Source organism: Streptomyces sp. NPDC059256 (assembly GCF_042753785.1).
Classification (GTDB): domain Bacteria; phylum Actinomycetota; class Actinomycetes; order Streptomycetales; family Streptomycetaceae; genus Streptomyces.
In genome coordinates this window covers 88,379-111,712 of sequence record NZ_JBHYZO010000021.1, presented here as the reverse complement: position 1 = coordinate 111,712, position 23,334 = coordinate 88,379, and the positions used below count along the sequence as shown (strand labels likewise).

Here is a 23,334-nt window from a genome sequence, read left to right as displayed (position 1 = left end):
CGCCGCCATGCACAACCTCGCCATGACACGGTGAAACAGCAGGCCAAGCACCACTCCGGCCTGCCCGAAACGGACCTTCTGCAACACCCTTTAGACAGGCCGTCGGTTACTAAATCTCTGGCCGATGCGTTGGACATGCCCCTTGGCGATCTGCTTGCTGAGCCCACGCTGACGGGCTGGACGGCGGATAGCGGCAACCGGACCGTGCCGACGCTGCGGGCAGCGCTGACGTACCACGGGCAGCTCACGCTGCTTCTGGGCATGCCCGCTGAGGGAGAACCGACGCCTATTGATGAGCTGAAGGACAGCATGGCCGAAGTCTGGGACGCCTACCAGGATTCGCGGTACGGGTTCGCCACCCGCCGCCTTCCTTAACTGCAAGCAGTCCGATCGCAGATCGGAGGTGCCGCGACGGCGCGGCGGTGTCGGCCGGCCGCTGGCGCGCCGCCCCTCCTTGCCTTCGTCACCGGGGCCACGTGCCGTCGCCCGTCCGCGCCAACAAGGAGGCGAAGATCAGGTCGGGGTAAGAGTGAGACGGCCCCGCCCCGAGGTCAGAACACCATCGTGGCGGGGGCGGCTGACTCCACTGCCTGCTCGGTCAGGTGCGAGCCGTCTGTGGTCCAGCAAAGAAGTCAGGATCCTTCAGGGAACAGTTGCGCCCATCGCTCCACCTCAGCGTCTCGTACTTCGATCTCTATCATTCGCTGATACATCGCCTCAGGGAAGGCCGAGAGGATCGACTGGGTGTCGCGAGGCGACCATACGAATACATCGCGCAAGAAGCTCGACATGCTCTCATTTATCTTGACGATGCACCCATAGTTTCGCTCAAGCTCGCTGGTCAGTTGTTGAGCTGACAGAAGCGACACGTGCGAAGTCGTATCGACCATGAGTGCGACTCGACGAAAGCCAGCTTCTGCGGCCTTAAGAACAAACTGATCAAGCGCCTCAGCAGAAACACTCTTCCCGCGCACTTCGACGGTAAGCAAAGGTCCACTGTCCAGGATCACTTGGACGTCACCAGGGAAGTCCCGAGACGGGTCGTTGATTCGACGTGAAATGACAACGTCGTAGGCCATATCAAGGCCAGCTGCAACGCACGCTTGCAGTTTACGTGGAACATCCTTGCCGCTCACGACGAATGCTTGCGTCGCAGAGATGAGGCTTGACTCGACTACGGCGCTGCCCACCGCAACGCGACGCCTTTTTTCCGCCACGGCAATGCAGACCGTCATTACGGCCACGAGCGCATTGAATGCTTCATCGGTGGAATAGTTTTCTTCGTCTACCTTTGTAAGTGCAGCCCTAAGTCGATCCAGGTATGGCCGAGCCTTCCCCAGGACTGCGTCAATCTCCGAAAAATGTTGGTACCGGAAGAATGGCTGGTTGTTTATCGGCTCAGGACCAGTCGCGCCGAGGTCGAACCCGAGCTTGCCTGACATCGGCACTACAACTCCATGGCAAAGGCCACGGAGAGAAAAAGCACGCTCGCCATGCTTCATTTTGATGGATTGCGGGTCGACGCTCTCGTCGCAAGATCGCGCCAACAACTCTGTTACCAAAGCGGCAGTGTAGGTTTTTGGTGCGTCATCCTCGCGTAGCGACTTGGCGAGAAGTGTCCATTCTTCTGAAAACTCACCCTCCGAGCCAGCAGCCTGATATGCCGCCTCCAGAACCGCCTCAGCCTCACTCTTTTTGATTGTTATTCCCACCGCTCCCCCATTTATGCTCTAAATCAGTTCAAGCTGTTCATGGCCGACCTGGTTAGGAATTTTGGCACTGTCAGGCTCAAGGTGCCCGAGCTGTTCCATCAGGGCCCTGGTGACGACCTTGCCCAGCTCCACAGGAACAGCGTTACCGATCTGCCGCTGCATCTCACGCCTTCCTCCGGTGAAGATGAATGAATCCGGGAAAGTCATAATCCGCTTCATCTCGGTAACGCGAAACCTACGTGCTCGCTCTTCCCCGTTCGCGTTCTTCACATTCTCCCAGTGAAATGGCCCGACCCACGGGCCTGGCTGAGCCTGCAGCGTCGTAGAAGGGCGGTCTGGGTCTGACTTCAGCAGGAAGGTCCAGTAGCGACTGCGCCACTTGAACTCGTTGCGACCGTCATATCGGTCGGTGTGCCACAGATAGTTTTGCCCAGGAGGTACTTCCGCAGCGAGTTCGGCGTAGGTTCCCTCGACAATTTCTCCGACCTCAGGAATGTCTGGCAATCCGGCAAGCGCCTCGCGGAGGCCGGTGAATGGAATCTTCGTGTGATCAACCACTCGGTCGCGCTCTGACTCGCCAGAGTGTGTGGTTTCGGGGAAGCGGAAAGTTTTACCGTCACGTCGTCCCACGACGAATACTCGCCTGCGAAGCTGGGGGATTCCGTATTCGGCCGCAAGGAGGACACGGAACGTCGGGTTGTAACCTGCATCCCTAAGCCCCGCAATGAGCCGATCGAACTGGGCCTGATGAGTCTTATACGTCAAGCCCTGCACATTTTCCAGGATGAAGGCTTCAGGCTTGCTCTCGCGGACCACCCGGACGTACTCGTCGAGGAGAGAGGCATTAGGATCAGCGCTGTTACGCTTCTCCTCGATCCAGAACCCGGACTTGCTGAATGGTGTGCAGGGAGGACCACCGATGACCAGGGTCGGATCGCCGGGCTTGAGCCCGCCGGCTTCCAGCAACTCTGCGGTCGGGATCGCTTGGATATCCCCACACAGTGTCTTGGTGTGCGGAAAATTGGCCGAAAGTGTGTCCAGAGCCGTCTGGTCATAGTCAGTGGCAACAGCGACGCGGAGTGGGGACCCAGAGCCGTCCTGGACCAGCGGTGGCTCAGCACAGCTCTCGATGGCACAGTCGAGGCCACCGGCCCCGGAGAACAGACTGATCACGGGAAGCTCATGGTTCACCACGCCACACTAACCTACTGTAGCCAACAGGGACCCGTGATCACTCCAAACGACGCCAGAACTAGCTCGCCGCTGTCCCCTCTCGCTGTTTCCGCCAGACACGGGCACCATACAGAGAGGACTACTACGTCGGTGTGCCACAAGCGAGCCTGGCGTCCGAGCTGCACATGGCCAGCCGCGTCCGTCCCAACTTCCGATGCTCGGTCTCCTGGCGGGGGCTAGCAAGAGTGGACTATGTGTAGACCAGCACGGGCGTTCGTGAATTTGCTCGGCACCCTGACCTGCGCAGATAGCCGGGACGTCAATTGCCCTCCGGAGCCTTACCCGTCATGCGGCGTAGTGCCCCCGCTTCCCGGAGGCGACCACCTCGTCGGCGAAGTACTTCGTCCCGTAGCTGTCGGCAGGAGGCGTAATCCTGGACTGTTTTCCTCCTCGCCCCCCCAGGGGCCTGTGACCTCTGTGAAGAAGGAGCTGTCGGGTGACGACAAAGACCCCTTCCGTCTCAGAGAGTGGGTTGCTGACCGGGTATCGTCGGTCACCAGCAGCCATCAGGGGAGCGCGGACGCCTTTGGACAGTGCAACACGGCCCGGCACTCGTCGGACCGACATCAGCGCTCCGATCAGGAAAAAACAGCATCCCGCAATACCAGCCGACATGGCCCGGCACGATCTCTCACGTGCTCGTAATGCGTAGGTCTCGGGTTCGAATCCCGAAGGCGGCTCTGAAGAACCCCAGGACTCACTCGCCGTGACCTGGGGTTTTTCGTTTACCGGATATGGCGCCTGCGTCGGGCGCGGGCTGTCTTGCTTTCGGTGGTCTCAGTTGGGTCTTGTCCTGTCGAATGCTCATAGCGACATCGACGATCCACCGCATGGACGTGGGCCGTTTGGTCATCGCTTCGAGGGAGGCGTGCGTTTACTCCTCGGTGGCACTCTCGTTGCCATCCTTTCCGAGGCGAGGCCGTTCCCGTGATCCGGGCAGTCCGCTGTGGGAGGCGACCGACGAGTGCCCGGGTTGCGCCCTCATCCCGCTGAGTGCGGACGTGGCGCATCTAGCGCAACAGCACAGGTCCAGACAGCGGTCGACTCCCCGGCGGCGCTGGTGATCAACACCCGCCGTCGGATCAGTTCTGCCAACAGCTCGCGAGTCTTCTCCGGCCCAGCCTCGGGGAACTCTGCCTGGAGCTTGCTCAGAAGCATGCACACCCTGATCGACAGCTCGGCCGAGGTGAGGGCCACCCGCATTGGCGCGGTAAGGGCCAGCGATGCCTCGACAGCGCGGGTCTCGGCGCCTCTGCCATCGGACTGACACGGCACGATGAGCCGGTCCCCACGGACCGACGCGGTGCTGTTGGCAACGACGGGCAGCCGTTCGAGCAGCTCCGGGCACGACTCCGGGCACGACTCCAGGCACTGTACGACGGTGGCCAGCCACTCTGCCCCGGCTCGGCCTACGAGCACGTGCTCCTCGCCCCAGATCGCACTCACCTGCGATCCGAACTTCGCCGTGGCTACTCCGGCTCACCGACCAAAGGGAGTCGCCCGATGCTGGGCCCGCAGCAGATAGCGGCTTACGGACAACGCCACACGCCGCAGTCGTGGTAACCACCGGCTACCTCCGAAGGGTGCGGGCAACGGGCGGCTGGTGGCGCCGAAAGGAGACGCCGGTGGCGGGCAGACCTCCGGGTTCCCAGTCCACGACGCCGACACGGACTCGCGAGGCGCTCGGGCGTCCCACGGTCAGACGGATGTCGTGACACGAGGTGTGCCTGGACGCGTTCGCGATCAGCTCCGTGACGATCAGCACGGAACCGTCAGCGAGTTCATCCAGGCACCACGCGCCGAGTACACGCTGGACGAGCTTGCGGCAGGTCTCAGCGGTGGACGGCTGGCACGGGATGGTCTGGCTGTAGGCGGGGCGCCCGACACGGGTGGCATGAACAGGTGTGTTGAGACTCGTCATGGGGATGGAGCCTTCGGGTTGTCTCGGTGCCCGGACCGCCCCTTGCGAGATGTGAGCGTGCGGACCGGGCCGTCAACAGCCGCCCGGGATGGTGGGCGGCCGACACCCAGATAACCCCGGCTTCCGTTCGGCTGGTTAGGACCATCAGCCACCCGCTCAACGGGCTGACCTAGGGCGATTTGACCCAGCGTTTACCTGACGACTGGGCGACGCGAGCGCTACCGTGCCGGGATGGATGCCACGCGCAACACCGTTCTTAGGCGTGGATGGCAGAGCACGGCTACAGCTCCAACAGCCTCGCCGACGCTGTGAAAAGGTTCTTAGAGCAGTTGACCGGAAGGTCCGGAGGACTCGACGGATCATCGGTCCGGGGCTGGAAAGCCGGCCGCGTGAAGTGGCCGAAGTCAGCTACCCGCAAGGCGCTTGAGGACATCGCCGGTCTGCCCGCCACCGCTTTAGGGTTCGTTCCACGGGGCAGGACTCCGTCGGCCCTGGTTCCACCGCAGCGGGAGGACCCTGACATGAAGCGCCGCACGCTCGTCGGCGGGATCGCGACGGCCGCCGTCGCCGCGGCGTCACCCGGCACCGCGTCGCCACGCAGGATCGGCATGAGCGACGTCGACCGTCTCCAGAAGCGCTTCGCCGAGATCATCGCCAGCGACCACCGCCACGGTGGACAGCTCGGTATCGAACAGCGAGCCGCCGCCCTCGCCAACGAGGCACTGAACCTCCAGAACTCGGGAAGCGCCACCCAACGCGTACGCAGCAGCCTGTACGCCTCCGCAGCGGCGTTCCGTTCCTCCGCGATGTGGGCCGCGATCGACGGCCGACGCTACGACGACGCCAAGACCCACATGCGGGAGGCTCAGACCCTCGCCGAGATGTCCGGTGACCAGGCGATCAAGTTCCGCATCTGGAGCCACACGGGAACCATGTACCGGCACCTCGGCCGCCCCGCCGACGCCCTCGCAGCGAACGATGTGGCCCGCAACCTCTTCCTCACCCGACGCGACCCCCTGTTCGCGTCCCTCGGCCTGGCCCGGCAGGGAGCCATCCTGGGCGCAGCCCAGGACCGCAGCGGCATGCGCCGAACGTTCGACCAGGCGCAGGAGGCCATGCTGCGCTCCAACCCCACGGACTACCGTCCCGTGTGGATGCTCGCCTTCTACGACCAGGCCGAGCTGGACTCGCTGGCCCTGTCCGCGAACCTGGCCTTGGGCGACTACCCAACCGCCGAGTACCACGCCCACCGCTGCCTGTCCGCGCTCCGCCCCCACATGATCAGATCCTGCGCCATCGCGACGACACGCCTCGCCCATGCCCAGCTCGCCCAAGGGGCCGCGGACGCAGCGACGGCCACCGCGATGAAGGTCCCCACCGATGTCGCCACCCACCACGCCCGGGTTGCACGCATGCTCCAGGAGTTCGGCGCCGCCCTGCGCGCCACCGCCCCCAGCAGCACCACCACACAGACCTGGACCGAGCACGCCGCCGCCTGGAGGACTACCGCATGACCACGGCCCCCGCCATCGAACTGCGCACCTTCACCACCCTCGACCCCGTCCGCGGCGACCTCCTCGACGTATACGCCGACGTACGCGCCCCGCTCCTTCACCTGCCGAACTACGCGGTCACCACCTTCGGCGAACGCCTGGACCGCCACGGCACCGAACCGGGCTTCGTCGCCGTCCTCGCGTACGCGGACGACGAACCGGTCGGCTACGCCTATGGCAACACCATCGAACGCAGCGACCGCTATTGGCAGCGCACCACCCCGGAGCCGCCGGCGAAGTACACCGAGCACCCGGCCCTGGCCCTGAAGGAGATCGGCGTCCGCCCGGCCTGGCGCAAGACCGGAACGGCCCGCCGCATCCACGACGCTCTCATCACCACTCATGATGAGATGAGTGTCACCTTGATGGTGAACCCTGCTGCTGGCGATGGAAGGGTGCATGCGCTCTACAGGTCGTGGGGGTACGAGGACATCGGGCAAAGTCAGCCGTCAGTGGCTTCGCCAGTACTCGCAGTGATGATCTATGTCGGGCCTTGACTGCTGGTCGCACCCGGGTGGGGCTGTGATGGCATGCGCCACCTGCACGACAATGACCAACGGGACCAGACGTCCCCTCCTAGCCTGTACACCTTGATCTTGATGCTCTTGGAGTTGGGGTGAGGCGCGACCTACATCTGGGGTGTTCCCCCCCTGGATTAGTCAGTAGCTGCTGGAGGGGAACCCAATGACCGATCAGACTGAACCGCAGCACCCAGACACCGCGAGTCGGCAGGCCGATAGCGATCCTGCCCCAGGTCGCGTTCTCGGCCCGACTGAGGTCAGCCGCCGGTGCGCCGGCCCCAGACGTAGACCTCGTCCCCGAGCCGGAGTCCGTTCCAGAGGGCTTTGGCCTCGTCGTAGCGGAGGTTGACACAGCCGTGGGAGCCGGGGTCCTCCCAGATGTTGCGGTAGCTGCCGTGCAGTGCTTGACCGCCGTCGAAGAACTGGGCGAAGGGCATGGGCCCTTCGTAGAGGGTGGACCAGAACTCCTTCTGCCGGTCGAAGATCTGATGCCACCCGGTCCGGGTCGGGAAGTCCGGCGACCCCGTACGTGCGGGCACCGGCCGGAAGATGACCTTCCCGGCGTCCTCCACCCACAGGATCTGCCGGTTCATATCGACGCAGACCACCGTGCCGGAGGTGTCTGGGCACCCGGCGATCGCGTCCCCCTCGGCCACGGCCCGCTCCCACATCACCCCGCGGTACGTGAACAGGCCCGCGTACCCCTGATCCGGGACGATTCCCAGCTTCCGTTGGAACTCCTGGATCACCGAACAGTCCCCCGCGGACTGAACCCCGTCCACCACCAGCCCCAGGTGATCCTCCACCTCCTCCTGATACGGCCCCGTCGACGTGGTGCACGTCGCCGCATCCTGGGGCAGGGAGGGCTTCAGCTCCGAGCGGGGCGCGGTACCGAACACATGGGAGGCAGGTCCCGACCGGGTCAGCTGTCCGTCATCGGTCTGACCCGCCGCCGAGCCGGAGGCCGCGGCCGCGGTCCCGGTGAGTGCCACCAGGCAGACCGTGCCCGTCAGCCACCGCAGAAGGCGGGCCGCTATTCGGAAGTTGGTCATCCCGGGCTCCTCGACTCCCGGCCACCCTCGCTTTCGCGGCAGCCTCAGGGCAGGGTTCTGTGTCCCGTGAGCGGTAGCCGCTGATGACGGCCGTCAAACAGGCCCGGCCGTGACCTCACTCCGACGTATCAGCGATCCCACCCCACTGGCCCGGGCCGTCCAGGTACGACTGAGGACGCCGGTACGGCCGACCTGTCCCTGCCCAACTCAGCGGATTCGCGGAGCGGGTCGAAACGGGGCTGCTTCCGCGTCGACGGAGTACACGGGTGACGACCGGTTCCCGTGCAGTACACCAGAGGAGTCCCCCATGAACATGACTGCCCGCCCCGGGATGCCCAGCACGGCGCTGGTGCGTCGCCGGAGTGTCGTCGCTCGCCGCGCGGGATGATGCAGGGTCTGGGGCCGCCGTGGCATCCGTCCGCGACGCCCATCGGGAGTGTCCGCTTGAGCAACGTGCACCGGCCGGAGCACCCGGCCGTCGCCTCCGCTGCCGGATCCGGGTTCGTCTGGTACGCCTCCTACGGGTCCAACATGGATCTGGAACGCCTGCGGTACTACCTCGTCGGCGGTCGGCCGGTGGGGGCTGCGCGGACCTATCCGGGGTGCCGTGATCACCGTGCGCCTCGGCGTTCGGTGGCGCTGGAGCTGCCCGGGGCGCTCTACTTCGCCACCGAGTCGCCCGTGTGGACCGGGGGAAGGGCGTTCTACGATCCCGATGCCGAAGGGGCCCTCTGGGCGCGCGCCCATCTCATCACCGCGCAGCAGTTCTCCGACATCGCGGCCCAGGAGATGGGCCGGGCTCCCGGAGTGGACCTCGATCTCGGGACTGCGCTGACCGAGGGGCGGTCCGTACTCGGCCCGGGACGCTACGAAACCATGGTGTGCCCGGGGTCCTTGGAGGGAGTTCCGGTTCTCACGTTCACCGCTCCCTGGCGATCCCGCGGCGCTGTGCTCAACAGGCCGTCGCCGGCCTATCTACGACACATCGCCGCAGGACTCCTGGCCTGCGGGGCCTGGGAGCGCGCCGCCGTGGCCGCGTACTTGGCGCGGGCTCCGGGGGCGGCCGGTGCATGGACGCCGAGCGAGGTGGCCCAGTTGATCTCAGTGCGAGCGTGATCTCAGTGCGAGCGTGATCTCCGGGCGACCGTGACGGGTGACACGGTCGGGTCAATGGAGACAGCGGTGCGGCCGGTTCGCTGGGGGCGTCAGCCACACCGCTCAATGGTCCTGCGTCCTGCGTTCTGCTCAGAGCTCGCCGCTTTCGACAAGCTCCGTGGTGACCTGGGTCCGCAGCTCAGGGCAGTGCGTATCCACGGCGATGAGCAGCAGTTTGTGGGCGTCGGACTTGATGGTGTTCCAGTCTTTCCCTGAGGGGTACAACTTCCCCTCCTTCTCATCGAAGAGGTACTCGACGCTGCGCCCTGCCTTGAGCCCTTTGCACCATTCCAGTGGGAAATGGGCAAGGTCGGTCTCGATGGGTGCGTAGTCCGTCCAGCCTTCGAAGTCCGCGCTCAAGGCGCCTACGAGGAAACGCTGTTTGGCGCTTTCGGTACCCCCAGGGGAAGGAGCCGTTGTTCCCGGCGTAGTGGTGCCGTCTTCGGTCCCGCAGCCCACGAGCGATGCGAGCAGCAGGGTCGTGACGATGGCCGTGGTGGTCGTTGTGGTGCGCATGGTCCCCCTGGACGTGCGTGGCTGTACGGGACATGGTGAGGCCACAGGAGGGTGAATGGTGGGTGGTGCGTCCGGATTGTGACATAGCTGATATGCGTTCTGTAGGGCCGACCTGCACATAGTGCAATGGTGTACAGAGCGGCGTTGAAAATTGGTCTAGTAGTTTCGAGCATGGCGGAAAGCGGGCGTTTACGGGCGGTTGCAGCGTTCAACGCCGGGAGGGCCAACGGCTTTCAGACAGCCTGGCGCGGGGTTGTCGTCGGCCATGCCGGAGCGCTCCATGAGTCCGTGCCGGTGCGAAGGCGAGCCGGAGAGTGAACCCGGCATGATCCACAAAGCGGTACCCCGGGGGCCGCAGGGCGCCGTGCCGGTGCCGGTGCTGCGTGAGTGACTGCCCCGGTGTTGGGGTCGGTGGCTCCGGGCGGTTGCCCACCCCGACCCACCGACCCGCTGGCCCACCGATCCGCTGACCCACCGAATCACCGAATCACTGGCTCACCCGGTTTGTGTCCTATGCGGACTTGGCCGGCGCCACGGCTTCTGGAGCGTGATCCACGGGGGCGAGTCGGCCCGTTCTATGAAGGGCGTTGAGCGCCGCCGCGCACAGGAGGCCGAGGGCGATCAGTGAGAGCCACGGCAGCGCCGACAGTCCGGCGCCGCGTGCGGTGTCCAACGCCACTCCGGTGAGCAGATTGCCGATGGTGATGCCGATACCGCAGATGGTGTTGTAGAGCCCGTAGTGGGTGGCCACGAGTCGGTCGCCGCTGAGCCTGACGATCGTGTCCATCTCGAACGGGTACGCGATCATCGTCCCGAAGGCGAGCAGGAGCGCGGCCAGCGTCGGGGGCACGGCTGCGAAGAGCCACCGGCCAACGTTCCCCTCCGGGACGGGCAGCGCGGTGGCGAGCAGCAGGGGAGTGAACGCCGTCGCCATGGTCAGAAGCCCCCACACCAGCGCCCGGCCCGCCGGCATCCGTGCTGTGCACCAGGCGGTCACCCGGGTCTGGTAGACGATGGTCGAAAGTCCGGACACGGCGAAGAGCACCGCTACGGCCGCCGTGCTCGCACCTCCGTCCCCGCCGATGCGACGCACTTCGAGGGGGAGCGCCAGGTACACCTGGAAGGTCAGGACGTACGAGCCGATCATTGCCGCGGCAAACAGCAGGAACGGGCGGTTCCGGAAGATGCTCCGCCATGGAGTGAGCACTCCCTCCTGGGATCCCTCGCCTCGGGCGGACGGTTTGTCCGAGGCCCGGCGCGCGGGCAGGCTGCGCATCTGTACGACGCTCAGCACCGCGAAGACTGCGGCCGAGACCAGGCAGGTGACCCGGAAGTCGAGCCCGGTGAGCACCATCCCGACCAGGGGCCCCAGCAGAATGCCGGCCTGGTAGAAGACGTTGAAGAGGGCGAACGCCTCCACGCGTCGCTCCCCTGCGTCGGCTGCCAGATAGGCGCGCACCGCCGGATTGAACAGGGCACCTGCCAGCCCGGTCGCCGCCGATGCCGCGAGCAGTGCGGGTAGCGACTGGACGAGGCCGAGGGTCGCGAAACCCACGGTCCGCAGTACACAGCCGGCGACGATCAGCGGTTTGTAGCCCAGTCGATCCGCGAGCGTGCCGCCGACCAGGAACATCCCCTGTTGACTGAAGTTCCGTACGCCCAGGATCAACCCGACCGTCCAGCCGGCCAGCCCGAGGGTGCCGGAGAGGTGGGCGGCCAAGTACGGCATCAGCATGTAGAAGCCCAGATTGATGGTGAACTGATTCACCATCAGCAGTTGCACGCTCTTTTCGTACGAGCGGATCTGGCCGATGGTCGATCTCATCGGTCCGCACCCTCGGTTCCTGCCGCCTTCTTGGTGCTCGGGGAGGACGCGGCGCGTTCTTCCGCGCGCCCGGCGCCGTTGGCGCCTGACGTCTCCAAGGGGTCGACGACGGCCCGGCAACGGGTCCAACGGACGACTTCCTTCTCGTCCATGCGGCCCACCACCTCCGGTTCTGCGGCCGGCCGCTCATCGAGCAGCCCATGGGCGGCGCAGTAGTCGTCGTCGTACACCGTGCTCAGATAGCGTTCCGGGCCGTCGGGGAAGACGGCCGCGATCCGGGTGTCAGCCGGCAGGGTACGTGCCAACCAGCCCGCGACCAGGGCGACGGCTCCCACGCTCCATCCGCCGGTGGCGTAGTGGGACGCGGCGAGTTGCCTGCACGTCCAGACCGCCTCGCCGGGGGCCACCCAGTGCACCTCGCTGAAGTGGTCGTAGGCGACGTTGCGCGGGTAGATGCTGGAGCCGAGCCCCCGCATCAGTCGGGGGCGTGCGGGTTGGCCGAAGATCGTGGAACCGATGGTGTCGACTCCGACGAGGCGTAGCTCGGGGTAGAGCTGACGCAGGACCCGGGACACACCGGCCGAGTGGCCGCCCGTGCCCACGCTGCACACGAGGACGTCAATGTGTCCCAGTTCGGCCGCGAGTTCCAGGGCGAGGGGGGTGTATGCGGTGGTGTTGTCGGGGTTGTTGTACTGGTCGGGGCACCAGGAGTCCGGATGCCGGTCCATCAGTCGGGTGACGCGGTCCCGTCGGGCCTGCTGCCAGCCGCCGGTCGGATGCGGGTCGGAGACGACATTGACCTGTGCTCCGTAGGCGGTGAGCAGTCGGGTCATGGAACGCTCCAGACCGGGGTCGGTCACCAGGGTGACCGGGTGACCGTAGACCATCCCGGCCAGGGCCAGCCCCAACCCCAGGGTGCCGCTGGTGGATTCGATGATGCGGGCGCCGGGCTTGAGCTCGCCCCGAGCCCTGGCGCGTTCGACCATGTGGAGGCCCGGCCGGTCCTTGATGCCCCCGGGGTTGAACCCCTCCAGCTTGGCCCAGAATCCGCGGTCCGAGGGTGTGAAGGGGGCGGAGATGCGTAGGACGGGGGTGTTGCCGACCAGCCCCGACAGCGCGGTGCGCGCGGGAGCGGTCGCCGTTGAAGCGGTGAGGGGGGAATCAGTGAGGAGCGGAGCGCCGGTCAGGGCGCCGATGGCCGAGGGGGCGCCGCGGTGGTCGAGGGGAGTCGCGTTCATGGACGGGTTGGTTGATCGGCCCGCCGTCAACGGTGTCGTGGGGGCGGCCGTGGGGTCGGTGGAGAGGGAGGACATGGGCTGTGAGCTCTCTTCGGTCGGTGGCGTCATTCGGCGGCTGGGCAAACCGGCCTTCTAGATGCGCCACCGGGAGATGCGAAGGAGGGTGAGCCGCCCGGTTCTGGTGCCATGAGCAGTCAGTGGCGACCCGCGGAGGTCCTGGACGGCCACCTCGTCCGGGGGCGACGGATGTCCTTCTGCCGTACGGGTCGTGGGGGCGGACGGCGCTTGCTCGGCCGGTCTGATTCGCGGACTACGGCTGTCCGGTGGACACGACGGGCTCGGCGCGACGGGGGCGTGGCCCGTGGTCGCCTCGGTGACCAAGGGCAGGGCCAGGGGTGCCGGTGTTCCCGAAGGGGAGTGCCCGACCGTTGCGGAATGGGTGGAACAGCTTGCGGCGATGGCGACAAGAGCGGTGAGGACGCCCAGGGCGAATGCACTGCGCATTCTCGCCCAGACGCGTACGGAAAAGGGGGGACGACGAGACAACATATGTCCTCCGAGCGCATCCCTTTCACATGTCGACTCACGAAGTGAATCGTTGGCGCAGGGAGTAGCGAAGGGGCAGAAATGGCCTGAGGGAGAGGATCGAGAGAATTTCCGGGGCAGCACTGATGGACCCCGTGGCGCAGTGGGGTTGAATGAGTGCGGAGAATTCTTGAAGGTTCTCGATCGGCAGGTCGGGGGGTCGCCCCCGGCCCGCGGAATGCTCAGGGCCTAGATTCGCAGGACGTCGTGTGCCTGTGCGTCGCTGGGGATGGCCGCAGTGCCCGACGAACCGTCGAGGGAGGGTGTGGGGGGCGGCCAGTCGCTGTGCGGACTCGGTGCCAGTGCGGCCGGGCACGGCATGGGTGACGACGGAGTGAGCTGCGGTTGTGTCGGCATGCACTGCTCGACATGGTGCGCGGAACTACCCGTGTACGTCTCATGGGAAGGCCGGGCGCCGTGGCTGCCCGCCGTCGGGGGTCCGGCTTCGGCCGTCAGTTCGTGTGATGCGGTTCCGTCGCGTCCGTCGCGGCTTTTCGAGGTCGGGATGGCGACAGGTGGCGGGCCGGAATTCACTGTCAAGAAAGCGGTGCTGGCCGGGTGATGGGTGACGCCTTCGGCGTTCGTGCCGTGTGTGGACAGCAAACCCAATACGAGCAGGGTCAGCCATAGGAAGTGCAGCGGACCACGAAAGGTCGCGGGCCGCAGAACACCGATGGGTGGCCGCGCCGTAATCATGCCGTGATGATAGCCCGTTGAGCGCGATCAATGACAACTCGCCTGCGGTGTCGTCGAATTCGATGCGTTGGACATTTGTTGCACCCGGGTACGGAGGGGGGATGGCTGTTCGCGTAGGTGCCGAACATTTTCGGACTGGTTTGCGTCGCGAGGGCTGTGATGTGTATGGGGCAAATGGGGCTTGAGTTACATGGGGCATTGTCCACTGGGGAGTGGCGGGCCGCACCTCATCCAGGTGGGGAGTGGGGAAAGGCCGTGGCCGGAGCCGGTTCGGTGAGGTGCGAGCCTGCTGTGGGCAGAGCCGGACGGCGGTGTCCGGCGCTACCTCTATCCGAAGTCCTCCACGGGTGGGGCGACGTCTTGATTCAGCCGTACACCCGTGGCTGTTTCCGAGAAGGCAGGGCCATCAGGGGCAAGCGCGACAGTCTCGGATGATCCGGTGGATCGCGCCGTGGGCCACCAAGGGCTTGCGGCGTGGACGGGCCGGCCCCCGAGCCCGCACCGGCGAGCCGGAGCCCGCACCGGCGAGCCCGAGCCCGCACCGGCGAGCCGAGCGACCAGGCCCGCGAACACCCCTCAGCCCCGCTGCCCAACCCTGTGCCTGCGGGTCGATCGCTTCGCCCACCCGGGGGCCGCACTGCCGCAGCCGTCCCCCGTTCGGCTGCGGCACTCGGGTCCTTTTCGCCCGCTCCATCACGCGGATGCGCCACTGCGGGGCATACCTGAGCCGACAGCCGCGAACCGTACGAGGAGGGAATGCCATGGCCGAGGGCATCCAGACGGTCATCTATCCCGTGAAGGATCTGGCGAAGGCGAAGGCCCTGTTCAGGGCCTTGCTGGAGGTCGAGCCCGCCGTGGACGAGCCGAACTACGTCGGCTTCCATGTCGCCGGGCAGGACATCGGGCTCGACCCCCACGGCCATGGCCGAGGGATGACCGGGCCCGTGGCCTACTGGCATGTGAACGACATCGAGGACACCGTGCAAACGCTGCTCATCGCCGGGGCGGAAGAGGTCGAAGGCGTACGGGACGTGGGTGGCGGCAAGCTCATCGCCACCTTGAAGGACGCCGACGGCAACCGGATCGGGCTGCTCCAACCCGTGCCGCCCGGTCAGGGTGCAGCAGCGGACCGGTAAACCGGACCGGACCGTCCATCGGGGTGATCGCCTTCGGTGAGGGCCGTCGCGGTCGTGGGGCGTATCGGGCTCGGTCGTCGGTCGCAGCCGCACCGGACTCCGCCGCCCGCCGCCGACGGTCCACCGTCGATAGCCGGACGCACTGCCCCTCGCGGTGATGGACAGTGTGACCGCGAGGTGCCGCCGTACCGTGTGCGCGAGCACTCGCCATGAGCAACTGCCCTCAGGCGGCATCCTCAGGCGACGCTTTCGGACAACGTTGTCGCGCATCGTCGTTGCGCTCGGCCGTCCGGGCCCCTTCCCACGGTGGCGTCCCGGAGGGCCCATCACCCGGTGATCGAGGTGTGCCCGGCCCGTCCGGCGACGCGTACGCGAACGTCGCGCCGGGTGCTACTTGGCGTCCGCGTAGCACTTCACCACCGCGGTGGTGATGGGAAACCTCACGGGCGTGGGGCCGAAAGCCGTCCGACCCGCCAGCTCTCCGGCCTCCCGAATCGCCGCCGCCACGCGCTCGGCCTCCTCCTGTGGGCAGTGCACGACCACTTCGTCGTGCTGGAAGAAGACCAACTCGGCGCGCATTCCCGCGGTGGCCCGCCGAAGGGCCGCGAGCATCAGCAGCGCCCAGTCCGCCGCACTGCCCTGCACCACGAAGTTTCGGGTGAAGCGGCCCCGAGCCCGGGCGTTCGTGGAGGCGTACCCGGGGGTGAACTCGCCCGCAGCTCCGGACGAGCCGGGCAACGACATCGAATCCCCCGAAGTCGACGGGTCCTCCTGGGGGAGACCGGCCTCCCCGTCGTCATCGGAACCCACGGCGCGCGGGCTGGTCCGCCCGAGCCAGGTTCGTACGAGCCGGCCTTCCTCACCGGCTTTGGCCGCCTCGTCCACATAGGCCACGGCGGCGGGGAACCTCCGGCGCAGCGCGGCCAGGTTCTTGAGGCCATCCCCCGAGGTCTGGCCGTAGATCGCCCCGAGGAGCGCCAACTTCGCATGTTCCCGATCGCCCGAGAAGGCGCGGTCGGACAACAGCGCGTAGAGATCGCCCTCGTGGCCCGCTATCTCCATCAGCCCTGCATCACGAGAGATCGCGGCCAGTACGCGCGGCTCCATCTGGTCGGCGTCCGCGACCACGAGCCGCCAGCCCTCGTCCGCCACCACCGCCCGTCTGATCACCTTCGGGATCTGCAGTGCCCCTCCGCCGTTGGTCGTCCACCGACCGGAGACCGTGCCGCCCGGCAGATATCCGGGCCTGAAGCGCCCGTCCCGCACCCAGTCCTGAAGCCAGCTCCACCCATGGGCGACCCAGATCCGGTACAGCTTCTTGTACTCGATCAACGGGCGGACCGCTGGATGGTCGATCTCCTCCAGTTCCCACCGCCGTGTGGAGCGCACCTTCACTCCCGCCTGAGAGAACGCCTTCACCACGTCCGCCGGGAGGTCCGGTCGCACCCGTCGGCCGAAGGCCCGCGACACCTCGTCCGCCAGTACGGCGAGGCGGCGCGGCTCCCCACCACCCGCGTACCGCTCGCCCAGCAGGTCGTGCAGGACCTGGCGGTGCACGTCCGCGCGCCAGGGCAGCCCCGCGCGGTTCATCTCGGCGGCCACCAGCATGCCGGCCGACTCCGCGGCCGTCAGCAGTCGCATCCGCCCCGGATGCTCGGCCGCGTCATGCCGGCGCAACTGGTCCCCGTACACCTCCAGCAGCGATTCCAGGGGGACCGTCACGGGCTGCGGTTCGAACAGGGAGGACTGCGAGCCGGGCTCGGCGGTGCGCTGCGGCGGGTCGGCCGGGACCGGACCGTTGCGTAGTCGGGCGAGGGCGGCGGCGGCCGAACGCGGTTCACCCAGCCGTCCTTCGTGGCCGAGCAGGAGTTGCTCCGCGGCCTCGATGTCGTAGCACCGCTCCACACGGACTCCGGCCGACAGCAGACGGGGGTAGATCTCCGCAGTCGATCTCCAGACCCATCGATCGACCTCCGGTCGTGATCGCACCGCCGCGATCAGATCGGGCTCGTCGACGATTGGTCCCGCGGGCAGCCCATCGGGGCGGAGGGGGACCAGCCGTGCTCCGTCCCCCTCCGTCGCCAGCGCCCAGCGTCCGTCCATGGGCTTGAGTGTGGCAGCAGGGTCTGACATTGATGCTGGTGCTCGGGCTCCGGCGGCGCCGTGGCTCGGATCGAGGTCGGGCGAGTCGGACAACCCGACTGCTCGCCGTCTCCTCCTGTACGAGTCCTGTACGAGTCCTGTACGAGGGCTGTACAGGGGCTCCCGGACCACCGGGTGCGGGCTCATGGGGCGGTGGAGCGTCCCGATCGGGTCAGTCGAGGTTCCGGATCACTCGGGCAGGGTTGCCCACCGCGAGCACTCCTGCGGGTAGGTCCTTGGTCACCACCGAGCCCGCGCCCACGACCGTGTTCTCTCCGATCGAGACTCCGGGACAGACGATCACCCCGCCGCCCAGCCAGACGTTGTCTCCGATGGTGATCGGCTCGCCCTTCTCCCAGCCCTCCTTGCGGCGGGCCGCGTTCAACTCATGTGTGGGTGTCAGAAGCTGTACGTTCGGGCCCATTTGCACATGGGATCCGATGGTGATGGGTGCGGCATCGAGGAACACGGCGTTGAAATTCACGAAGACGTGGGCGCCGATGGAGATATGGCTGCCGTAGTCGCATTGGAACGGCGGTCGGATCAATACCCCTTCGCCCATCGAGCCGAGCAGCTCGGACAGGATCGCCGTCCGTTCGTCGGGCTTCGCTCCGCCTGCTCCGTTGTAGGCCGCACACAGCTCGAAGCGGCGCTGATTGTCCGCGATCAACTCGGCGTCCTGGGGCAGATACCAGTCACCTGTGAGCATCCGTTGCTTGTTCTCTCCCACGCGTGAGCCTCCTGACTCCGAAAGCAAAAACGTTTGGGGCGCCAGATCGACTGCATGGAGTGTCCATTCCGGTCCCCGATGGGTCATGCGGATCTCTAGGATTGACCATGTCTGTCTGATGCAACCAGGGGTGGGGGATCATGGCGCGCGCCATGCGCAGAACCGTACGCGGTGCTGGTATCGGTGTTGTTGCGGTAGGGCTGTTGGCCGGCTGTTCGGCCGGGACGGAATCGAAACCCGATCGGCCGGTCGGCAATGCGCAGAAGGAATCGGCGACGAGCAGTCCAACCGCGAAGGCGGTCGTGGCAGGGGGGAAGGTCGGGATCAAGGGTTCGCCCTGTGAGCTGCCCGTCTCCTTTGACCACGCCGCCGATTGGACCGCCGAGGCGGTGAAAGAGGACACCCAGTTCGGGCTGACCTCCATGGGTCCGGTCACGCTCAAGTGCGAGATCGACGCCAAACCGGCTGGAATCGTGGGCTTTCTGCGGATCTGGGTCGGCGGGAAGGCGGGAGACGATCCGAACGCGGTGTTGAAGGAGTTCGTCGCGGAGAACGCCAAGGATCGCAAGAGCGAGGTGTTCACGAAGGGGACGGCAGGGGAGTTCAAGGTGGCGGAGGTGAGTTACCTGAACGTCAATGAGTTCCTGGACACCCCCAGGAAGGAACGGGCCTTCGCGTTCTCCACACCCAAGGGTGTAGTTGTGTTCGATTTGGGGGGAATGGACTCGTCGGAACACGACGCGATGCTGCCCGCCTATGAACTGGCGAGGAAAACGGTCACCTCCAACTGAAATCCGACAGCGAGGGGCCTGTGCCCCTCGCTGTCTTCCGTTCCCGCGTCAGCTCGGGAATGCGGGCAGCGGCCCTTCGCCCCGCTCTCACGACTCACGCACGGCCCGAACTGCCTCTTTTTTGATCCCGCTCTCGGTGTCCGTGCAACTGACGCTGTGGCCGGGCATCGCATGGCACGGACGTGCCGCATGGCGCATGGGTGCCGCTCCTGAAGGCGTACGTCCATTCTTCGGCGCGGCCCCATCGCGTCACGCGAAAAGATATCCACAGGCTGTGGATGGATTGGGCGGCCCGACACCGCAGCCGTCTACCGTGGCTGGTGTGGGAGGGCACCCCGCGCCTCCCCTGGAGCCGGGCCGTAGGGCATGGACCGGCTTCCACCTGCGATGATCGTGGACAAAGGAGGTGAAGGCCGTGACCGTGCTGGGCGACGCGCTGGCCACTGCGCTGTACGGGGAGGACGACGCCTCCTTGGATCGGGCTGCCTCCCTGCTGGCCGCCGATCCCGGTACGGACGCCATGCTGGAGCGACGCGGCGGGGAGTTCGTCCGTCAAGCCTGGGAGCGCGGCTGGCAGCCCTCGGACCTTCTGCGACTCGTCCGACGCGAACTGGCCGAGCCGCACATCCGGCTGCTCGGCGCCCTCGTCCTCGCCGAGACCGGAAGCTATGCCAATCTTCCGCCGCGCTGGGCGGCGCAGCTGGCTGAGCTGGACGGGACGGGGTGGCGAGCGGACCGTTTCACACGGGCCACAGCCGTGTTGGAGCTCTATCGAGTCCTGGTCCGCCTCCCGTCGATCGAACCGGTGGGCCCGATGCCCGGGCAGCCGTTCGTCGCACCCTCGGGATACGAACCCCGCATGCTGAACCGCATACGTGCGCTCCTGGCCAAGGCGGAAGCGACGACGTACCCCGATGAGGCGGAGGCGCTCACCGCCAAGGCCCAGGAGCTGATGTCCCGTCACAGCGTCGACGATGCGTCCCTGGCCCCGAAGTCCACGGTGCCGTCCGCCTGTCGCATCGGGGTGGAACCGCCCTATGAGACGGCGAAGGCCATCCTGCTCGATGCGGCGGCCTCGGCGAACCGCTGTCGCGCGGTGTGGAACAGCACCTTCGAGTTCTCCACCGTGGTCGGGTTCGAGGGCGACCTGGAATCGGTCGAACTGCTGTACACCTCGCTGCTGGTCCAGGGCACGGCCGCGATGGCGCGCGCCGAAGGGGCGCAGCGTGCGGGTGGACGCAAGCGTACGAAGACGTTCCGTCAGTCCTTCCTCATGGCGTACGCGGCCCGGCTGGGGGAACGCCTCGCCGCAGCCGCACAAGGGGTGTCCGCGCCGGAAGACCTCCTCCCCGTCCTGGCCACCCGCGAAGTCGCCGTGTCGGCTCGTACCGATGAACTGTTTCCGCGTACGACGACGACTCGCGTGCGGGGTGTCACCGATGAGGCGGGCTGGCTGCACGGCCGGGCCGCGGCGGACGAGGCCCGTGTGTCACCCGAGCGACGGAAGCTGCCGCACGGTTAGTGCCTACATTCCGTGCGCGGGAATCGGTTGATAAGTGTCCAAAGTGGCTAATCTCACCCCATGACCTGGCTTCGAGCCCTCAAGGACACCACCCGCTCCGGGCTCACGCTCGAACGGCACCGGCTCGAACCTCTCGTCGCCCTGCGCGGAGCCGTCGGACTGGCCCTGGTCGTGGGGACCGCCCTCGCCCTCTTCGGTCCCGTCGTCGCCGTCAGCTCGGCGTTCGGTGCGTTCCAGGCCGCGATCGCCACCCTGCAGCGCAGTTGGCGCCCTCGTCCCGTACTCGCCCTGATCTCCGGTGGCACGCTCGCCGTCTCCACCTTCATCGGCTATCTGGTCGGCTTTCAACTCCCCCTGTTCGTCGCGCTTCTCTTCCTCTGGACCTTCGCCGCCGGACTTGCGTGGGCGATCGGCCCCACGACCGGGATCATCGCCGCATCCAATGTCGCGATCATGCTGGTCACCGTCACGCTCCCCACCTCGGTGGCGACGGCCGCCGGCCATGCGGCCATGATCGCGGTGGGAGGGCTGGTCCAGGCCGCGCTGATCGTTCTGTTCCCCGTACGGCGCTGGGGCGCCCAGCGCGACGCGCTCGCCGACGCGCTCGCGGCCGAAGCCGACTATGCGCGGCGGCTGCGTCACGACCCCACCGCGTCCTTCGACCCCGGTCCGCTGATGGTCGCCCGCAGCGCCGCCGCCGTCACGCCTCGCGAAGCCCGCCGCAGACCCGCGGAACTGCACGGCACCCGGGCCGTCGCCGAGCGGATCAGACCCGTGCTCGCCTCGCTCGCCGACCCTGCGGTCGGTGCTTCGCCCGAAGGCCCGGAACGCGAGCGAGTCCGGGACGTGCTGGCCGCAGCCGCAGCGCTCCTCGACGCGGCGGCCCGAGCCGTCCGCTACGGCGTACCCGTCCGTATGCCGGCGGGGGCGATGGCCGCGCTCAAGACCCCGGACACCGTCACCGTCCTGAGCGGTCCGCCGCGGCGCGCAGCGCTGCGACTCGTCGCCCTGCTCGACGACGTGGTGGAGGAAGCCGAAGGCGACGGCACCGAGGAAGGGCCCATTCGCGACCGGCCGTCCCTACTGAGCCTGCTCCCCGGGGCTTTGCGTTCGGTGCGGGGCGAGCTGCGTTGGGCCTCGCCCGTGCTGCGGCACGCCATTCGGGTCTCGGTGGTGGTGTGCGCCGGGTACGTCCTCGGTGCGGCCCTGTCCCTCGGACACGGCTACTGGGCGCCGATGACCTCGGTCATGGTGATGCGGCCCGACTTCTCACAGACGTACTCCCGTTCCGTGGCCCGCTTCGGCGGCACTCTCGTCGGGGTCGGTCTGGCCACGGCCGTCGAGCAGGTCGCCCATCCCGGGGTGGCGATCTCCTGCGCCTTGGCCATCCTGTGCGCCTTCGGCATGTACCTCGTCATGCGAACCGGGTACGTCGCCTCCAACATCTGCACGTCCGCCTATGTGGTCTTCCTCCTGGGCATGGCGGGCGAGGAAGCGGGACAGACCGTCCCCGAACGCGTGCTGCTGACCCTGCTCGGCGGCCTGCTCGCGATGCTGGCGTACGCCCTCTACCCCGCGTGGGAGACTCCCCGGCTCCGCAATCGGCTCGCGGACTGGCTGATCGCGGACTGCCGCTATGCGGCGGCTGTCGTCGACCACTACGCCAACCCCGCGGACCGCCCCGGTGAGGATCTGCGTCAGTCGCTGCTCGATGCCCGTGATGCCCGGATCGCCTGGCAGGAGGCGCTGGCCCGGGCGATCCATGAACCGGTGCGCGCCAGGGGGCTCACCCGGGCGGCTGCCGAGTCCGCCGATCACGCGTTGGGGCAGTTCGGCCGGGGGGCGATGCTGATGGAGGCCCATCTGCCCGAGCACGGCGCGGTGCCCGTTCCACCCGCCGCGGAGCTCGCCGACGCACTGCGCAGGGACGGCGAGCGGGCGGCGCGGGCGGTCAAGGAACGTCGCAGCTTGAACTGGGACCGGGTCCAGCAGGCACTGGCAGCTTGGGATGACGATCACCCCGTGTTGGGGAGTGGAACGGTCCTCCTCACCGAGGCGCTGGAGGAGTTGACGACAGCACTCGACGAAGGAGTCCGAAGGTAAGAGGCCCTCAAGAGGAGGGCATGAGGATGGTGCTAGCCCGTCGGCAGGGCCTGTTCTGCCGCCCTCAGGAGGGTGTCCTGCAGGCCGGCTGCCCAGGAGATCACCAGTGTGGCGCCGTCGCCGGACTCGATCGTGCCGATGGTCCGCTCGGTGTTCCCGTCGACGCACTTCAACATCAACGACAACGCCGACCCCAACGATGAAGGCGGTGATGACGCTGACGACGTCGGTGCCGGCGCTGACGCCGACGTACGGTGATCGGCCAATTCGCCCGTGCACGCTCGACCCTCGGTGAGGAGGGCGGCCTTTCGGCCCGTGATGGCGAGGTCCACCTTCTTGCCCCGGGTCGTGCCCGTCCAGGCACCCTCCAAGCGTGCGATGTCAGGACCGTCGGCGCCCCGCTGCTCGCCCTCCGGGTCCGGGCCGCCCCTGGTGTTCGAGTCCGCTGAAGTCCAGGGCGTGGGCTGTGTACCGCGGTGCGGGCCGCTGGTGTCACCTCGGTCGTCACCGTTGCAGCCGGTGGTGAGGAGAAGGGCTGCCGAGGCCAGTGCCGATGCCGCTGTGGCGGAACGTCCGCGCACGTCACCGCCCCTCTGGGATACCTCGCCGACCGCGCCAAGCTATCAGGGGCGCTCTTGGGCTCGATCCGGGAGACGCACCCGGAGGGCCGTCCGGAAGACGCACCCGAAGGGCCGTCCGGAAGGTGCGTCGGCGAGGGCAACGAGAGTGCATGGTCGTGCACCTGCACGCCCGTCGGCGCCCGGTCCGAAGTGGGTGGTCGCCACGGTCCGTACTCCCGTATCGAGCCGGGCGGTGCACATTGCCTTCTCGGTCGGTGCATGGTGCGTTGGGGTGTTCCGAGTACGCTGCACACTCAAGGCCCGAACGCGAACGCCGTCCAGC

17 protein-coding genes and 3 pseudogenes are annotated in these 23,334 nt (G+C 67.1%); 9 read left to right on the top strand and 11 right to left on the bottom strand.

The features are described 5' to 3' along the window. Positions 1–375, top strand: a pseudogene (locus ACFXJL_RS29340) (hypothetical protein); the annotation flags it as partial. A gap of 257 nt (positions 376–632) precedes the next feature. Here the strand turns inward: ACFXJL_RS29340 and ACFXJL_RS29335 are convergent. The 4 genes and pseudogenes from ACFXJL_RS29335 to ACFXJL_RS29320 form a co-directional block, all read right to left on the bottom strand. Beyond that, positions 633–1,712, bottom strand: coding sequence for a restriction endonuclease, SacI family (locus ACFXJL_RS29335; RefSeq protein ID WP_384697289.1), 1,080 nt, complete (start codon positions 1,710–1,712; stop codon positions 633–635). A gap of 18 nt (positions 1,713–1,730) precedes the next feature. Further along, complete coding sequence (locus tag ACFXJL_RS29330) at positions 1,731–2,903, bottom strand: DNA cytosine methyltransferase (protein WP_384697286.1); 1,173 nt, start codon at positions 2,901–2,903, stop codon at positions 1,731–1,733. Positions 2,904–3,983: 1,080 nt separating this feature from the next. Next, a pseudogene (locus tag ACFXJL_RS29325) lies at positions 3,984–4,538 on the bottom strand (lantibiotic dehydratase); the annotation flags it as partial. Between the two features lie 37 nt (positions 4,539–4,575). After that, positions 4,576–4,866 (bottom strand): annotated as a pseudogene (locus ACFXJL_RS29320) (ATP-binding protein); the annotation flags it as partial. Positions 4,867–5,387: 521 nt separating this feature from the next. Between ACFXJL_RS29320 and ACFXJL_RS29315 the strand changes: the two are divergent. Both ACFXJL_RS29315 and ACFXJL_RS29310 read left to right on the top strand, forming a co-directional pair. After that, positions 5,388–6,380: a hypothetical protein gene (locus ACFXJL_RS29315; protein ID WP_384697284.1), complete on the top strand. Its 993-nt coding sequence runs from the start codon at positions 5,388–5,390 to the stop codon at positions 6,378–6,380. After that, positions 6,377–6,916 (top strand): GNAT family N-acetyltransferase, encoded by a 540-nt coding sequence (locus tag ACFXJL_RS29310; RefSeq protein WP_384697281.1) that lies wholly within the window; start codon positions 6,377–6,379, stop codon positions 6,914–6,916. Before ACFXJL_RS29315 ends, ACFXJL_RS29310 begins: the two co-directional genes overlap by 4 nt. Positions 6,917–7,197: 281 nt before the next feature. On the opposite strand, the gene ACFXJL_RS29305 is transcribed toward ACFXJL_RS29310, so the two are convergent. Further along, the gene (locus ACFXJL_RS29305; RefSeq protein ID WP_384697278.1) at positions 7,198–7,992 is read right to left on the bottom strand and encodes a L,D-transpeptidase; all 795 of its coding nucleotides are present in this window, start codon (positions 7,990–7,992) and stop codon (positions 7,198–7,200) included. A gap of 531 nt (positions 7,993–8,523) precedes the next feature. Here ACFXJL_RS29305 and ACFXJL_RS29300 point away from each other — a divergent pair. Then, positions 8,524–9,108 carry a histone deacetylase gene (locus ACFXJL_RS29300; RefSeq protein WP_384697299.1) on the top strand — a complete coding sequence of 195 codons (585 nt, stop codon included), beginning with the start codon at positions 8,524–8,526 and terminating at the stop codon, positions 9,106–9,108. A gap of 129 nt (positions 9,109–9,237) precedes the next feature. Here ACFXJL_RS29300 and ACFXJL_RS29295 read toward each other — a convergent pair whose 3' ends face one another. From ACFXJL_RS29295 to ACFXJL_RS29285, 3 genes are all read right to left on the bottom strand, one after another. Then, positions 9,238–9,663 (bottom strand): hypothetical protein, encoded by a 426-nt coding sequence (locus ACFXJL_RS29295; protein WP_358876613.1) that lies wholly within the window; start codon positions 9,661–9,663, stop codon positions 9,238–9,240. Positions 9,664–10,174: 511 nt separating this feature from the next. Then, a complete protein-coding gene (locus ACFXJL_RS29290) occupies positions 10,175–11,488 on the bottom strand; it encodes an MFS transporter (RefSeq protein WP_384697275.1) in 1,314 nt (437 codons plus the stop codon). Further along, positions 11,485–12,726: a PLP-dependent cysteine synthase family protein gene (locus ACFXJL_RS29285; RefSeq protein ID WP_384697272.1), complete on the bottom strand. Its 1,242-nt coding sequence runs from the start codon at positions 12,724–12,726 to the stop codon at positions 11,485–11,487. Before ACFXJL_RS29285 ends, ACFXJL_RS29290 begins: the two co-directional genes overlap by 4 nt. Here ACFXJL_RS29285 and ACFXJL_RS29280 point away from each other — a divergent pair. Both ACFXJL_RS29280 and ACFXJL_RS29275 read left to right on the top strand, forming a co-directional pair. After that, on the top strand, positions 12,725–12,862 hold the full coding sequence (locus ACFXJL_RS29280; protein WP_384697269.1) for a hypothetical protein: 138 nt from the start codon (positions 12,725–12,727) through the stop codon (positions 12,860–12,862). The genes ACFXJL_RS29285 and ACFXJL_RS29280 overlap by 2 nt on opposite strands. Positions 12,863–14,768: 1,906 nt before the next feature. Further along, positions 14,769–15,143 (top strand): VOC family protein, encoded by a 375-nt coding sequence (locus ACFXJL_RS29275; RefSeq protein WP_358876609.1) that lies wholly within the window; start codon positions 14,769–14,771, stop codon positions 15,141–15,143. Positions 15,144–15,533: 390 nt separating this feature from the next. On the opposite strand, the gene ACFXJL_RS29270 is transcribed toward ACFXJL_RS29275, so the two are convergent. Beyond that, entirely contained in the window at positions 15,534–17,246 is a 1,713-nt protein-coding gene (locus tag ACFXJL_RS29270) for a bifunctional 3'-5' exonuclease/DNA polymerase (protein WP_384697266.1), read from the bottom strand. Between the two features lie 211 nt (positions 17,247–17,457). Next, positions 17,458–18,015 carry a sugar O-acetyltransferase gene (locus ACFXJL_RS29265; RefSeq protein WP_384697263.1) on the bottom strand — a complete coding sequence of 186 codons (558 nt, stop codon included), beginning with the start codon at positions 18,013–18,015 and terminating at the stop codon, positions 17,458–17,460. Positions 18,016–18,155: 140 nt separating this feature from the next. Here ACFXJL_RS29265 and ACFXJL_RS29260 point away from each other — a divergent pair, with 140 nt between their 5' ends. From ACFXJL_RS29260 to ACFXJL_RS29250, 3 genes are all read left to right on the top strand, one after another. Continuing rightward, positions 18,156–18,806, top strand: coding sequence for a lipoprotein (locus tag ACFXJL_RS29260; protein ID WP_358876606.1), 651 nt, complete (start codon positions 18,156–18,158; stop codon positions 18,804–18,806). Between the two features lie 406 nt (positions 18,807–19,212). Then, positions 19,213–20,328 (top strand): DUF2786 domain-containing protein, encoded by a 1,116-nt coding sequence (locus tag ACFXJL_RS29255; protein ID WP_384697260.1) that lies wholly within the window; start codon positions 19,213–19,215, stop codon positions 20,326–20,328. A gap of 60 nt (positions 20,329–20,388) precedes the next feature. Further along, positions 20,389–22,431 (top strand): FUSC family protein, encoded by a 2,043-nt coding sequence (locus ACFXJL_RS29250; protein ID WP_358876604.1) that lies wholly within the window; start codon positions 20,389–20,391, stop codon positions 22,429–22,431. 32 nt (positions 22,432–22,463) lie between these two features. On the opposite strand, the gene ACFXJL_RS29245 is transcribed toward ACFXJL_RS29250, so the two are convergent. Beyond that, positions 22,464–23,012, bottom strand: coding sequence for a hypothetical protein (locus ACFXJL_RS29245; RefSeq protein ID WP_384697257.1), 549 nt, complete (start codon positions 23,010–23,012; stop codon positions 22,464–22,466). Positions 23,013–23,334: the final 322 nt, after the last annotated feature.

Coding starts and splice junctions, on each gene's coding strand:
- ACFXJL_RS29285 (WP_384697272.1), bottom strand. CDS start 12,726: ATGAACGCGACTCCCCTCGACCACCGCGGCGCCCCCTCGGCCATCGGC.
- ACFXJL_RS29290 (WP_384697275.1), bottom strand. CDS start 11,488: ATGAGATCGACCATCGGCCAGATCCGCTCGTACGAAAAGAGCGTGCAA.
- ACFXJL_RS29270 (WP_384697266.1), bottom strand. CDS start 17,246: ATGGACGGACGCTGGGCGCTGGCGACGGAGGGGGACGGAGCACGGCTG.
- ACFXJL_RS29260 (WP_358876606.1), top strand. CDS start 18,156: ATGGCGCGCGCCATGCGCAGAACCGTACGCGGTGCTGGTATCGGTGTT.
- ACFXJL_RS29310 (WP_384697281.1), top strand. CDS start 6,377: ATGACCACGGCCCCCGCCATCGAACTGCGCACCTTCACCACCCTCGAC.
- ACFXJL_RS29295 (WP_358876613.1), bottom strand. CDS start 9,663: ATGCGCACCACAACGACCACCACGGCCATCGTCACGACCCTGCTGCTC.
- ACFXJL_RS29250 (WP_358876604.1), top strand. CDS start 20,389: ATGACCTGGCTTCGAGCCCTCAAGGACACCACCCGCTCCGGGCTCACG.
- ACFXJL_RS29275 (WP_358876609.1), top strand. CDS start 14,769: ATGGCCGAGGGCATCCAGACGGTCATCTATCCCGTGAAGGATCTGGCG.
- ACFXJL_RS29280 (WP_384697269.1), top strand. CDS start 12,725: ATGGACGGGTTGGTTGATCGGCCCGCCGTCAACGGTGTCGTGGGGGCG.
- ACFXJL_RS29305 (WP_384697278.1), bottom strand. CDS start 7,992: ATGACCAACTTCCGAATAGCGGCCCGCCTTCTGCGGTGGCTGACGGGC.
- ACFXJL_RS29300 (WP_384697299.1), top strand. CDS start 8,524: ATGGATCTGGAACGCCTGCGGTACTACCTCGTCGGCGGTCGGCCGGTG.
- ACFXJL_RS29315 (WP_384697284.1), top strand. CDS start 5,388: ATGAAGCGCCGCACGCTCGTCGGCGGGATCGCGACGGCCGCCGTCGCC.